We start from the raw sequence: 14900 nt of genomic DNA, 5'->3' as shown, positions 1-14900 counted from the left end.
GTTTTCATTAAGGGCACATAACCAAAACCTGGGAAGCATAGAGTTATTCATTTAATGGTAGCTACTAAAACCGTTTCAACTTATTCGAAGGCGTTTGTAAAAATAATGATTTGTCCTTTTATCGTCCTAATCTGGGCGATGCCATTTTCAATTTTAATGTCATTTCTTTTTGCTCCCTTTACAAGCCATGTTTTAAATGGTAGTTTTACGAATAAATCACCACCTGCCTCACTCTTAATAATGAGTTCTGTGACTACACCATTCTCTTTTTTAGCTGAAATAAGAAAAGCACCTTCGGTTCTCAATGTTTTAAATGAAATATTGTGCCAATCTTTTGGAGCCGCCGGCAATATCTCAATAAATCCTTGATGACTTTGTAGAAGTATTTCATGTATGCCCTGTGCAAATGCAAAATTTCCTTCCAGTGTAAATGGGCGGTAGGTAAAGTCCGAATATTGCCCTCCTTTTTGATCTCCATTCAGGTGAAAACTATTTGACGAAACAAAATTGGTGGCAAATTTTTTCAGCATATCCGCTGCATTATCACCCTCTTTTGCTCTTGCATACATACAGCCCATCCAGCTAAAAGAATAGCCACACCAGTTTCTTGTTCCTTTCTTTTCAATCCAGCGGAGAGACTTATCAATGATATCTTTTTCTTTCGGGTCCTCCACATTCAGCATACCTAATGGGTGAATAGCCATATAAGGTGAAAGATGACGATGTGATTCATCAAGGTTTTGCCCCGGTGCAACGGTGAGGCCGGTTTCGTTTATGTCAAATTCCGGCATCAAATCAATATTATCGTGAGTATCAAAAAGGAGTAATCGCTTCTTATCCTGCACTTCTCTTATTTGAACATATTGTGGTCTTAATGATCTAATCAAAGCTTTATCATAATTGGTTATTTGCCGGAACCATGCTTTTATAGAATTATCGTAATACTCAGGACTTGAGCTTAAAGGGATAAAAGTTGTATCCCGATTTTTTAGGCCTAAGAATTGCTCATTAAACAAATAAACATTCCATAAGTATTCTTCGGTCTGATCAATGAATTTCTTGTTCATACTATACATTGCCTGCCAGTAAAAATGCTGTGCCAACCATGCTGATGTTGTTGGACTCATTGAATATTGTATCCACCCTCCCATTGGTTTGCCGCTAATAGTAGAAACTCCGGGTACATTTAATCCATCCAATTCAAAATATTGTTTTGTCCACCTTTTGTTTTCATCTTTCACTTTCCATAACCAGTTGGTATAGCCAGCAGTTAAATCGAGATGATTACTTGCATAGCCCGGCCAGTAACTTAGTTGTGTATTCAAATCATGATGAAAATCTCCTTTCCACGGCGGCAGGTTTCCATTATCTGCTGTCCAGATAGCCTGCAAAGAAATAGGTGGTGTGTCGCCTCTTGCTACACAACCAAATTTGTACATCTCCAGGTAATACTGTCTTTCCAAAATTGAATCAGGAATTGAAACAGATGACCGGCCCCAGTAATCATTCCACCATTTTTCATGTGTTGGCCAGTTGGTAGGTTCTTTTAATTTGAAATTTGGTTTTGCTAAAGCAGCCGTTTTGTTATTAGTAATTGTCCATTGACCAATTATTCTATTTCCGGGCAAGCTGTACCATTGTACCAAAACTTCATAATAATTTTCATTCCATGTCGGCTGATGATAACGGATACTGTTCTGTGCCTTTACAACAGTTCCTTTTTTGTATCCTAATTTTTCCAACCCCTGCCCTGCTACACTATTGCCAATACTGCCGGGTTCGTCTGAATTATAATTGGGTATCATTAATTCAGGGATCATTTCTTCTTTCAGGTTTTCAAAACCAAAATACCCGACCTGGTTTATAGCATGTATATAATTATTAAACACAACTCCATTGTCAAATTTTATTACACTCAATCCATTTTTAATATCCAGCTCGTTTGAAATTACCTTGCCAATTTTTTTTAGATCAAACTCAATTGCCGCTCCAGGAATTTTTGTGGGTGCCGGGTATTTTTCATAAGGCTCATCTCCTATCTTCTGTACAGAATCGTACTGATTCAGTTTTACTTTCTCCACCACCCATCTGAATTTCAGTTTATCGATCTCTGGCATGGGACGGTCATCCCATAGATCAACCCTGTCGAGTGATAATCGAAGTTTATCTCCCTTTTGCCAGATCAATGCCCCCAACCATCCATTTCCCAATGGAATAGCTTCATCCCATCTTTTAGCAAGAGAATCAAATTTTAAGTTGTGCTGTGGTTTGGGTTGTGAAAATAAATTGACAGAAAAAGCAAGAATAAATATTAAAAAGAAAATCTTCATCAATTATTAATTAGGGGTTGTTAATACTTCGGCTCTGCTTTCTTTTCCGTCGTATCAGATACAAGTATGGGTACTTTATACCCACCAGTGTCGATGTGAGCTTCGGGAAATATTTTTTTCAGGTTCATCAACTCATTACTTGTAATAGCGGTTTGATAGATAAAAATTTGTTTTAGATTTTTTAATTCCTTCAGTTCTTCCAATCCTTTTGCTGTTACACCTGTTCCAACGAGATTGATATACTGTAACTGTGATAAACTTTTTATTTGCGCCATGCCTTTATCTGTCACTCCTGTTCTTTCAAGATGCAATCGTGTAAGCGAGGATAATTTTGATATTACAGCAAGGTTCTTATCCGAAATCTTTTTGCCACCAAGTTTTAGCCACAGCAATTGTTTTTTTAACTGCTCCAACAATTGCAAATCATTTTCAGTAACAGAATCAACCGCGACAAAATTTGCGGAGAGATAATTACTGTTTTGTACAACAGGGATAATGGCAACTCCGCGATCTTTTAATTTTTTAACTGCCACTTCGTTAGCTTCTTCAACTTTCTTCTCCGGAATATCTGAAAGGTTTATCTCTTCTTTTACTTCACCGGATTGCAAAGCGAGTAATACTGGTTTTATTTTATTTGTTTGAGGAAGTTCACTTACTTTTTTATTAAAATCAGCCCCGCTGCTTACCCACCAGTGCAGCAGATCCAAATCCTGCCTGGTTAGTTGTGCTTTTTCTTTTGGTGGCATATGGTCTTCGTTTTCTTTCGGTAAAAAAATCCGTTCAATCAAATTGCTTTCATCTGCTTTACCTGCAATAATTATTTTTCCATCCTTGCCTCCTTTCAAAATAAAATCCGGTTCATCCAAACGGAGTTTTCCCTTTTGTTTATTAGGTCCATGACATCCGTAACACCTGCTTTCAAGTATTGGTTTTATTACATCAGCATAAACCATAGCCTGCTGTACATCAGGTATCGGTTTTCTTTTTGCCTCGCTATTGCTTTCGTTACCTGAAGAAAATGCTTTGGTGAGATAGTCTGATCCATGTGTAATAGAACCTCCAAGATGTCCTGTAATTATAATAAGTAATGTCATCAATGCCATTACCCACTTTGTATAGGCACTGTTCTTTCTACTTAAATAATATGCAATGATTGAGCTGACAGCCACAGAGATTCCAAACCACTGATGTCTACTGATAAGTGATTCATCATAATCATCTGACCTTGATAAAAGAAATCCACTAATGCAGGAAACTATGGCACTGATCATTCCCCAGAATAAAGCAATACCAACAGCAACATGTAATGATTGCAATTTTTCTTTTCGTGAAAGCAATTGAAATAATGCAGCTATTAATAAAACACCGATCGGTAAATGAACCAGTACGGGGTGAAAGTGGCCGATAAATTCAACGATATTGAGCAAAGAAGTACTACCCATTTAATTTATTTAAGCTATGAGCCATGAGCTATGAGACTTAATTGGTTTATTTATTTAATGTATTCATAAAACTCATAATCATTTTCTGTTCTTCGTCAACACTTTTCAGAATTAAATCCCTCAAATCAGTATCACCATATTTAGCAGCTCCGGAAATTAACAATTGCGTTTCCAACTCGAAAGAAGAACCTAATGAAATTTCTAAAAATCGATTATAATCTTTTTCACTACTTCTGCTACTTCCTTCTGCAATATTTGACGGGATCGAAACAGCTGCTCTTGTAATTTGTGAAGTGATTCCAAATTTTTCTTCTTTTGGAAAAGAGCTCGTTAGTTTAAAAGACTGTACAGCAATTTCAAAACCCTTTTGCCAAATTTTAAGCTGCTTAAAATTTCTCATAATTAAAGTATTTATGGTTAATAGTTGTCTCGAAGCTCTTGGCTCGCAGCCCTAAGCTATTTATACCTTTCTTTCAGCAGGTTCATCATATGTACATTAATTGCCCACTGATCACTTAGCGGTTGTCTTGTGTATGCCATCGTTGGCATATAATCCGGTGGTCCGAATTCGGTGAGGAATGTCATTCGTTCTCCATTCTTCTTTTTTCTCTCTACTACTTTATCCCACCAGTCAAAATGCTGTTTTACTACACTTTCCCATTCAGGTGCACGGGGATCATTTACCTGCGGCCCTTCAGGGTGACCAATTCTTGCATGAATATGTTCTGTTCTTTCCAGGGCCATATCAACTGTTTCTTTCTGATCAGCCAGTAGACTTTCATGCACATTGCACCAGTGTGATATATCAAGTGTAAGTTTCAAATCAGGAAATGTTTCCATATACTTCCTGGTAACATGCGCAGCAAACATAATTCTGCTACGGTGTGTTTCATGGCAAATCGTAATTCCTGTTTCTTTAACCAGTGCATTGGTATGTTCAATAAATTTTTTATTATCGTCAAAACTAAAATGATCTCTGCCCGAATGATTATTGATATATAATGGCCGCTGAATATTTTGTTTAGCAGCCGCATCGATCATTTTTTTGTATGCATCAAGGTGTTCCTGCGGATTAGTTTGTGCGACCCCACAGAGAAAACCAATTTCTAATCCATAATTTTTTAGCACAGCAAAGAGTTCCTGTGACTTTTTTTCATCTCCCTGCCACCATGCTTCTATTCCGTCATATCCCTCTTTTTTTGCTTTGGCACAAAACTCATCCAGTGTACCACGAAAGCCCCAGTTAGTTGCCATGATTTTTAACTCATAATTTTTATTCATGGCAAAAGGTGGTTTGTGTGTTTGAGAAAATGTTTCCATTGACGATAAAAACAAAGCAGCTGAACCCGCTGCTGATGTTTTAATAAATTTTCTTCTGTTATGTTTCATTGGTTCTATGCTAAAATATCCGTTATTACTTTTCCACTCACATCCGTCAACCTGAATGGCCTGCCCTGCGATTGATAAGTGAATTTTTCATGATCAAATCCCAGTTGATTTAATATGGTTGCCTGTATATCGAAGGCTTCTGTTTTTCCGTTTACAATACTATAACCAATCTCATCTGTTTCACCGTAAGTGGTTCCCCCTTTTATTCCACCACCTGCCATCCACATACTAAATGCTTCGCCATGATGATCCCTTCCTTTAAATGGCATTAATTTTCCTTCACGGTTTTCCTGCATTGGTGTTCTGCCAAACTCTGCGCCCCAAATCACCAGTGTTTCATCCAACAATCCACGTTGTTTTAAATCCTGTATCAGTGCAGTAATCGGCTTATCTACTTTACGGCATTTATTTACCAAACCAATATCCACTGCATTAACAGCAGAATCTCCATGTGCATCCCAACCCCAATCAAACAACTGAACAAATCTTACACCTTTCTCTACCAATTTTCTTGCAAGCAAAACATTATTGGAGAAACTTGCTTCACCCGGTTTAGTACCATACATCTCATGAATATATTGCGGCTCATCATTTATATTCATTACTTCCGGTACAGATATCTGCATCTTATACGCCATTTCATATTGTGCAATGCGTGAAAGAATTTCAGGGTCCTTATATTCTTCGTATTCTTCTTTGTTTATTTTATTGATAGCATCAATGGATGCTTTGCGGAGATCTCTATCCATACCACCAGGGTCTTTAATAAATAAAACCGGGTCGCCTTCACCGCGGCATTGCACACCCTGGTATACACTCGGTAAAAATCCACTGCCCCAAACACTTTTACCTGCATCAGGATTATTTCCTCCAGATGTCAACACAACAAAGCCTGGTAAATTTTTATTTTCTGAACCTAACCCATATGTTACCCATGAACCTATGCTTGGCCTTCCCTGTCTTGGTGCACCGGTATGCATTAATAATTGTGCAGGTGCATGATTGAATTGATCGGTAGTTACTGCATTTAAAATTGCCATATCATCAATGACGGTTGACAGATGAGGTAAGTTATCCGATAACCATATTCCACTTTGTCCATGCTGCCTGAATACAGCTTGCGGCCCCAGCATTTTTGGAATACCGCGGATAAATGCAAATTTTTTTCCTTCCAGTAATGATGGTGGGCAATCTTGTCCATCTAATTTCGACAACTCTGGTTTGTAACTAAATAATTCCAACTGCGACGGTGCACCCGCCATATGTATATAAATAACTGATTTGGCTTTGCCCGGAAACATTGGCGGTCTTGGCGTTAATGGATTAGCAGGATCAAATAAATTATTAGCCGAAGATGATGAACCACTGCCACAACCGGCCAATAAAGATCCGAGTGCAAGTCCACCCAAACCCATTGCGCTTTCTTTTAAAAAATGACGACGGGTATAATGATGCAGTGTTGTTTGTTCTGCCTCTTTTAATAATCGTTGATTATGTAATTCTTTTTGCGTCATTCACATTTAATTTTTATTTACCCACTCATCAAGGTTCATCATTGCATTCGCAACCACTACCAATGCGGCGGTTTCAGCATTATTATTTTTATACATGGCTCCCATCATTTCACAAACTGCATCCTTATCATTTTTAAATTTACTGATTGATTTATTATACAACTCGACAAGTGCATCCAGTTTTGTTGGCGAAATATTTCTGTACATCATTGCTTCATATCCTTTTTGTATTTGTTTCTGAATGGTGCTACCACCCAGTTCCTGCATCCTGAAAGCAAATTGTCTTGCCATTACAATATAGGTTGAATCATTCAAAGAAGTTAAAGCCTGTAATGGCGTATTCGTTCTTACTCTTTTTGTTAAGCAAACTTCTCTCGTGCCGCCATCAAAACTTATCATGGATGGATAAGGTGCACTTCTTTTCCAATAGGTATAAACAGCTCTTCTGTTTTGATCTTCGCCGCTGCTTAACGTCCATTGACTGTGATTATAAGGTGACCGCCATATTCCGTCCGGTTGAAATGGCATTACACTTTTTCCATACATTTTTTTACTTAATAAATTACTTACAGCCAGACCCTGATCCCTTAATTGTTCGGCAGATAATCTTATCCGCAGACCTCTTGCATATAATTTATTGTAAGGATCTTTGTCATTTAATTCATCATTGGTTTTTGAATCCTGCCTGTATGTTGCTGATAAAACAATTTCTTTTAATAATTTTTTTATGCTCCAGTTAAAATCATTCATGAATTTCCAGGATAAATGATCCAGCAACTCTTTATGTATAGGAGGAATACCCTGTGTGCCCATATCTTCCAGTGTTTCTGCCAAACCAAAACCAAACAGCTGTTCCCATAAACGATTTACCATTGTTCTTGCTACCAATGGATTTTTTTTATCCGTTAACCAAATCGCCATCCCCAACCTGTTTTTTGGTGCATTAGCAGGAAAAGGGTTCATCACATGTGGTACATCGGGAGTTACTTCATCTCCTTTCACCATCCAGTTACCTCTTTCAAATACATGCGATGTTCTCGATAATTCATTGTTGCTTTCAACCATCACAGGTGTTGTTTCCACCTTTGCATACATTAAATCGTAAAAATGTTTATAGGCAGAATCATATCCCGGCTTTTCTTTGCCGGGAAAATTTTTATCGAACTGGAACCATTCAAACATCACACCTGTTTCATTTTCTGTTTTTATAGTTGGGTTGACATATTTAAAATACAAATTATGTTTTCCTTTAGTTTGCGGAATATCAGTAGCTGCCATCTTCCATTCCCCTTTTGTAAGCGGAATTACTTTTAATAATTGTCCATTTAAACTGTCAAGATAAATAAACCATTTACCACCGTCATACAAACTCAAGAGACGAAACATAAGTTGCTCTTTACTATCCAACATTACATTTGGTAACCGGCAGGTCCCATTTTTTCGGAGTGCCGCAACGCTGCCCAGTAATGCCCCATTTATATACTCATCGCAATGGTAAGCATTGATTACAGGCTGCCATGTTTTAAGAAATGTATAATACTTTTTACTTTCTTCTGCTGAACTATTACTTTTTATCCATTCGATTAGTTGTAACAGTTTTAAACTATCGCCATTATTATATTGGCGTAACCCGGGATAATCAGCTTCCGTATCTTCATCACGACTGTTATTAAAAAATGCCATAAACTTATAATACTCTTCGTGCTTAAAAGGATCGTAAGGATGACTGTGGCATTGCACACAATTAAATGTTGTACCGAGTAAAGCACTCCATGTTGTATTTACCCTGTCAAGTACTGCAGCAGTTCTGAACTCTTCATTATCAGTACCACCTTCATCATTGGTCATTGTGTTACGATGAAAAGCTGTAGCAATATATTTTGCATCATCAGGGTTTGGCATCAAATCGCCTGCGAGTTGCTCAATTAAAAAATCATTGTAAGGTTTGTCTTCATTAAAAGCCCTGATAACCCAGTCACGGTATTTCCAGATATTACGTCCCTGGTCTTTTTCATAACCCTTTGTATCTGCATAACGGGCAAGGTCGAGCCAGAGTGATGTCCATCTTTCGCCATAACCAGGTGATGCGAGTAAATCATCAACTAAATTTTCATATGCTTTGTCTGAATTATCGTTAAGGAATTTTTGAGCAATAACATCAGTTGGTGGAAGGCCGGTAAGATCAAGGCTGGTTCTTCTCAATAATGTTGCTTTATCCGCCTCATCAGATGGAGATAATTTTTCTTCCTTTAGTCTTTTATAAATAAACTGATCGATATCATTCCTGATCCATTTATTACTGCTTGAAGGAACTTCTGTTTCTTTTACAGGTATATAAGCCCAATGTTCACCCCAGTTTGCTCCCTGTTTTATCCATTGCCTTAAAATCTTTATTTCATGTTGCGAAAGTGGCTCATGTTTATAAGGCATTCTTTCATCAGGATCATGGTTCGTGATCCTTTTTATCATTTCACTTTCATCCGGTTTACCCGGCACAATAGGATACTTGCCCGATTTTGCAGGCTTCATAGCATCTTCCCTGAATAATAAACTGAAATCTGCTTTTGCCCTTACCCCGCCATGGCAGGTAATGCATTTATTATTAAAAATGGGTTTTACCTGTGAATTGAAATCGATCTTTGACGAACGTGTAAATGAAAAATAAATAACAGCAGCAACAGCAATCAACAAAATTGCCAGCACCAGACTTTTTCTTGAAAGAGGAAAACTCATCATTAATCGTTCCTTTAAAGATAAAGAAATTCGTCGTTGTTATTCGATGGTTACCCATAAATAACTATCCGGATTTAATGTAAGATCTAGTTCAATTTCATACTGCCGGTTCAGTTTGTATGTTATAGGCTGACCATTGCCAATTCTCACTATAGCCGAGTTTTTTAAACCGGTATAGTATAATGGCAATTTTATTTTTGTTTTTATCTGTTCTTTGAGTGGGTTAAATAGCATTAACAGCCCTTTTTGCTTCAACGCGGAGTTTACGTGCAGCCACCCATCCCAATCTCTTCCATCCGCCCTTCTTAAATGAATGATATCTGAGTTTAAGATTTCCCTGTATTTTTTATACCATTTAATAACCTTGATTACTGTTTGTTTTGTTTCTTCTGTATCATATAATCTCGGTCCCCGGTAGCAAGCCTGTACGCCAGCACCATAGTATTGCATCATCAGTTGCTCATAATCTTTCAAATGTTCGCTCAATGGTTCGAGTATCGCTTCGGGACCACCGCCCTGGTATCTTGTCAGTGGAACAAAACCCCAGCCCATCGATGGAGTTTTTTCCCATGTACCATCAAATATGTTTTGTCTATTAAGAATTTTTTGCTGTTCTCTTGATAAAGAAAAATTGACTTCGCGGTAACCGATCGCAATTTTATGTGTGCCATCTAAAAAATACCAATCCGGTGCATTGATATAAACTCCTTTTTCATTTAACCATTTGTATAGCTCCTTTTGTATTTCCATTTGTTTCCATTGCGAATCATCTAAGCCTTTGTGACCCGGGTGAACAACAGAAGCACAAACATCGCCGGGATAAGGGCCATCGTTCTCCCAGATATTAAAACCAGTTTGCGAAAAGAAGTATTTTATTTTATCCCGATAAGCTAAACCCCATTTACTGCCAAAGCAGGGAGCATTACCAAAAAATGCACCACCGGGTTTTCCAGTTTTGGGATTGATAACATCGTCCTCATCACTGATTCTTCTTGAACTGAATAAAGAATAGCCTCCGATCATTATCCCCTTTCCGTGAGCATAATCCGCCAATTGTTTCCAGCGCTGAATATTTTTTGCGGATGAATCTTCCATATTTAAATGACTGCCGAAACTTAGGATCAGTGCTTCATATCCCGTAGCAGCGCATTGGTCAACTGCATTTTTTACTTCCTCATCATTCTTACTTACCAAATGCATAAAAATCGGGTTCATCGTTGTCCAGGGAGCAATTGTACTGTACATTTTCCTCATCGTCAATCCTCTTCTTTCCCTGTCATAACTATCCATCAGCAATTCATAAGTGCGTATCGAAGTAAAATTTTCTCCGGGTTTCAATTCAACACCCGGTGCTTTATCAGGATACACTTCCAGTATGCAGGGTGTTTCATAATTATAATTTACCTGTGAAGTATAAGATGAATCTGTTTTCCAGTGTGTGGTCTGGTCGCTGATACTGTAACGCATTGCATTGTTAAATGCATAGTTAGTTTCAATATAAAGACCAGCCTGTGTTTTCATCTGTTCTGGTTTACCTACTACTGCACTTTCCTCTTCAACAGTTGCCAGAATTTCGTTCACCACTTTATCGAGCTTAATTGTTTTGTCACTGTGATTTTCTAGTGAAACCCATTTCACAATTAATGGAAGTCCGTCATAAATTTCATAATGCACTTTTACAACAAGATGCATTAAAGCTGGTTGAGCAGATTGATACCAAAAGATAAGATGTTTACCTGTGGGTTGTTGGCTATTCGTTGCCCACATGGTTTGCTTAAAATTTATAAACGGTTTAATATCTTCAATTGAATAGTTGATATACTGAAAATCGTTTTCGTTGTTTGAAAAACTATCCACCCATTCGGGCAACAGGTAAGCTTTTTCTTTTTGACCATGTAATCCACCAACCTTATATTCTTTCTCGTTAATAGTTAATCTTGCTTCGGGTGAAATAGCACGAAGCAGTTGCTGACCGGTGATCATATTTTTATAATCAATACAGGCAGCGTTAGGCAATAACCGGAAAGTTCTTTTCACCAATCCATTATAAAGCGTTATTTCTTTTTTATCGGCATAGTAGATTGCCTGCGACTTCCTTGTTACTTTGTCTACCAGCCAATCAGTTGGCCATAAATTATTCAGCGACCAGGTTTTTTGCGCCGATATATCAATAAAGAATAACAAGAAGAAAAAATGCAACAGTATTCTCATTTATCTACAACAGATTTTATTTCCGGTGAAATAGGATGTTTTGCCTTATAGGTATAACCCAACAGCTTTGCAATAGTTTGTGCAAATTGATCTTGATATAACTGCATTGGTGTTTTTATTTCTCCTTTAACTGCAATACCTGTGCCCATCGCAGCAAACCAGATCTCATATGCATCTGCCACATCCTTTCCATGATCTGTCCACTCATTTTTATTTTTGTCTCCACGTCCATGGTCAGTCGTTATAAATAAAACGGTTTTATTTTTATACTGCGGATCGGACTGGACAAAATCCCAAATTTGCCTGATCCATGCATCTACCTGGTGAGCAGCATCCAGGTAGGATCGGTATTTGCCACTATGTGCCCATTCGTCTGTTTCTCCATAAGAGATGTACAGCACTTTTGGTTTCCTTGTTTTTAAATGTTCATAAGCCGCATAATGTGTAAATACATCAAGGCATTCACCCTCATTCCATGGCTTGTAAGAATCTTTCAGCATTGCATTGATCAGTTTTTCATTGGCTGTTGGAGTTTTACCTCCTGTTTTATCAAATGCATTTATTACAGGAAGGCCGCTGCGTTCTTCATTTAGTATTCTATCAAAAGCATTCCATGCTCCAAAAGCTGATACTTTACCTTTTAGTTTTGGTTGTTGGTTAAAAAATTCCAAAACCGTCACATGTGGATTTGGTGGAAAGCTATTTGAATTAATAGTTGTATCTGCAAAGCCGGTCATGATCTCGCTATAACCGGGATAACTAAATTTAAAGGGATTTGCATTGTTCACTTTATTGCCTGCGAGCCTGTTGCCATATATCTGCCCCTTATTGTTTACGATACTCCAAAAAAAAGGCATCAGCTTCTTTCTTCTTTCTATTTCATCATTCGCCCAATATTTTTCAAAAATCCCGCTACTGTCATCTTCGTTGTATTTTGAATTATTGGCAATAGCAGAATCCATCCCTTTAAAAAGTTCCTGCCAGCGAAATCCATCCGTTGTAATGATAATTATGTTCTCTGCCTTTTGCGATTGGGCTTTAAAAGCAATTATCAAAAGAAAAACAATAATGAGTTTTCTCATATTAAGATCTTAGTGATATAATAATGCAGCGGGGATTTCCTGTTTAACTCCACCTTGCTGTTGCATTGAAACTTTTAACGAATTTCCACCTCCACTGTCGAAATATTGAACTTTTATTTTATGATAACCTTTTTTTAATGCCGCAGTACCGCTTTTTTCTACATTTCCATGATCGCCGTCGTTATTCACTGTTTCTTCGTCATCAATATAAAGCATACTTCCATCATCTGAATCAGTAAAGAAAGTATAGATGCCATCTTTATCGATCTTAATAAATCCATTGAATTCAAAAGCAAATTTTTCTTTACGACTTTTCTTTGATAATGTGATTCGGTCTGTAACACCGGCTGTAGTAAAACCATTTTTTAGTGAATTCATATCAATTCCTCCTGATAGTTCGTAATATTTATAGTTGACCCCTGCCACAGGTTTTAAAACATTCATCGCTTTTTTCCACTCGTACACTTTTACCGACATAGTATTTGCAGAGCTTTTTAAAATATCGCTGTTATCCATCGGTGGATTAACAGCCGCAGTTAAACCCATTGCAACAGCTTTTATAGTTACTGACTTTTGAATAACGACTGGCTCCTTGTAAGTTGCAGATTGGCGTGAAGGTTCCGAACCATCAGTTGTAAAATAAATAATGGTTCCTGCATCACTAATCATTGTAACAGTCGGTTTCATGGGGTCTTTAGAGTAATCTGTTTTTATCCCCGGTTTCGATGCAAACTTTCCGAAGTTTTCGATCTTTATTGCGTATGCATAAGATGATTTTATTTTATTGGGATTGTATTCGGGTAAACTGATCTCAATATCTGTCCCATTTTGTTTCCATGACAAGTTTTCTTTGGTAGAAAGAAAGCTGATCTTTGTTCCGACAGGCAGCGTTACATCTTTCAAAATAAGTTTTTTGTTATCGGGATATTTTGGAAAGATGGCATACAAATTATTTTCTTTAGGGTTATATGTAAAGAACAACTCTTTTACTGCATAACCGGGATCAGGATCAATAGTAAGCTTGAGCATAATATCTCCGCCGGTTTTCCAGTCACCAGTTATATGTTCATTTGTTCCTTTATAATCTCTTCTTCCAGCACTCCATTGAAAAGGTGTTTTCCATCTTCTTGTATTATAAATTGCTTCACCGTTTATTTTCATCCACTCTCCCATCTGCAACAAACGATCCTGCATGATAGGTGGAATTTTTCCATGCTCATCGGGTCCTATGTCCAATAAAAAATTTCCTCCACGGCTTACTTTATCAATTAAGGCAATAATGAGTGATTGTGTAGAGTTATAATCCCATGCATCTTCTTCCCTGTTGTAGCCATAACTATATCCCATGCCGCGGCTTTCTTCCCAATCATGATCTTCAAAATCCAAATCGGGTTGATACTCCGGAGTATAAATGCCACCATGATTGAAACGAACACCGCTACCCCATCTGTCATTCACAACTATTTTTTCTTTCACAGGACTCTCATTATAGAGCCATGTTAAAAATTCCTGGCTCTTCCATGTTTCTGCTGGCGCATCCCAATCACCATCGGTCCAGAAAACATCAGGTTGATAATTATTGATGAGTTCTTTCATCTGCGGCCATACATGTTCAGCAGCATATTTTTTTGGATCGCTTTTCCAAAGTGGATTGAACCATTCGTATAACGAATAATACATACCTGCACGAACTGAAGTCTTTCTTACTGCTTTAAATAAATCACCAAGCAGATCTCTTTTTGGCCCAACATCCATTGCATTCCATTTAAAGCCCCATGTATTATTTGCATTTTGATTAGGCCATAAAGTAAAGCCATCATGATGTTTTGAAGTAAGTACAATATATTTTGCGCCCGATCTTTCGAAAACTTTTGCCCAATCATCGGGATTAAACAATTCGGCTTTGAAATCATTTGCTAGATCATAATAAGTACGTTCACCAAACTTTGCTTTGTGAAATTTCATTCTTGCACTGTCAGTTGTTTGCAACCCTTGTTGGTACCATTCTGCATAATTTCCCTTTGTACTCCAGCCCGGCACTGCATAGACTCCCCAATGAATAAAGATGCCGAATTTCGAATCTTTGAACCATTGTGGCGTAGGTCTTTTATCCAGCGATTCCCAATTTGGCTGGTAAGTTTGTGCATTTGCTGAAACAGCAATCGATATCAATGTGAGACAAAATAGTTTTCTCATGTG

8 protein-coding genes and 1 pseudogene are annotated in these 14900 nt (G+C 37.6%); all 9 read right to left on the bottom strand.

All coding sequences use genetic code 11. From position 1 onward, the window contains the following. Positions 1-80: 80 nt before the first annotated feature. Complete coding sequence (locus E6H07_07490) at positions 81-2330, bottom strand: hypothetical protein (GenBank protein TMI65741.1); 2250 nt, start codon at positions 2328-2330, stop codon at positions 81-83. A 20-nt stretch (positions 2331-2350) separates the two neighbouring features. Then, positions 2351-3772, bottom strand: a complete 1422-nt coding sequence (locus E6H07_07485) for a hypothetical protein (GenBank protein ID TMI65740.1) — start codon at positions 3770-3772, stop codon at positions 2351-2353. 46 nt (positions 3773-3818) lie between these two features. Next, complete coding sequence (locus tag E6H07_07480) at positions 3819-4172, bottom strand: four helix bundle protein (protein ID TMI65739.1); 354 nt, start codon at positions 4170-4172, stop codon at positions 3819-3821. Between the two features lie 56 nt (positions 4173-4228). Then, a complete protein-coding gene (locus E6H07_07475) occupies positions 4229-5161 on the bottom strand; it encodes a TIM barrel protein (GenBank protein TMI65738.1) in 933 nt (310 codons plus the stop codon). A 5-nt stretch (positions 5162-5166) separates the two neighbouring features. Beyond that, positions 5167-6675 carry a DUF1501 domain-containing protein gene (locus E6H07_07470; GenBank protein TMI65737.1) on the bottom strand — a complete coding sequence of 503 codons (1509 nt, stop codon included), beginning with the start codon at positions 6673-6675 and terminating at the stop codon, positions 5167-5169. A 6-nt stretch (positions 6676-6681) separates the two neighbouring features. Further along, complete coding sequence (locus tag E6H07_07465; protein TMI66492.1) at positions 6682-9408, bottom strand: DUF1549 domain-containing protein; 2727 nt, start codon at positions 9406-9408, stop codon at positions 6682-6684. 39 nt (positions 9409-9447) lie between these two features. Continuing rightward, positions 9448-11532: pseudogene (locus tag E6H07_07460) on the bottom strand (alpha-galactosidase). An 83-nt stretch (positions 11533-11615) separates the two neighbouring features. Continuing rightward, on the bottom strand, positions 11616-12701 hold the full coding sequence (locus E6H07_07455) for an LTA synthase family protein (protein ID TMI65736.1): 1086 nt from the start codon (positions 12699-12701) through the stop codon (positions 11616-11618). A 9-nt stretch (positions 12702-12710) separates the two neighbouring features. Next, positions 12711-14897, bottom strand: coding sequence for a hypothetical protein (locus E6H07_07450; GenBank protein TMI65735.1), 2187 nt, complete (start codon positions 14895-14897; stop codon positions 12711-12713). Between the last annotated feature and the right edge of the window lie 3 nt (positions 14898-14900).

It is taken from the genome of Bacteroidota bacterium (assembly GCA_005882315.1).
Lineage (GTDB): Bacteria > Bacteroidota > Bacteroidia > Chitinophagales > Chitinophagaceae > VBAR01.
The sequence above is the reverse complement of the archived record's forward strand: the minus strand, read 5'-3'. Positions and strand labels throughout refer to the sequence as shown.

Coding starts and splice junctions, on each gene's coding strand:
- E6H07_07490 (TMI65741.1), bottom strand. CDS start 2,330: ATGAAGATTTTCTTTTTAATATTTATTCTTGCTTTTTCTGTCAATTTA.
- E6H07_07485 (TMI65740.1), bottom strand. CDS start 3,772: ATGGGTAGTACTTCTTTGCTCAATATCGTTGAATTTATCGGCCACTTT.
- E6H07_07480 (TMI65739.1), bottom strand. CDS start 4,172: ATGAGAAATTTTAAGCAGCTTAAAATTTGGCAAAAGGGTTTTGAAATT.
- E6H07_07475 (TMI65738.1), bottom strand. CDS start 5,161: ATGAAACATAACAGAAGAAAATTTATTAAAACATCAGCAGCGGGTTCA.
- E6H07_07470 (TMI65737.1), bottom strand. CDS start 6,675: ATGACGCAAAAAGAATTACATAATCAACGATTATTAAAAGAGGCAGAA.
- E6H07_07465 (TMI66492.1), bottom strand. CDS start 9,408: ATGAGTTTTCCTCTTTCAAGAAAAAGTCTGGTGCTGGCAATTTTGTTG.
- E6H07_07455 (TMI65736.1), bottom strand. CDS start 12,701: ATGAGAAAACTCATTATTGTTTTTCTTTTGATAATTGCTTTTAAAGCC.
- E6H07_07450 (TMI65735.1), bottom strand. CDS start 14,897: ATGAGAAAACTATTTTGTCTCACATTGATATCGATTGCTGTTTCAGCA.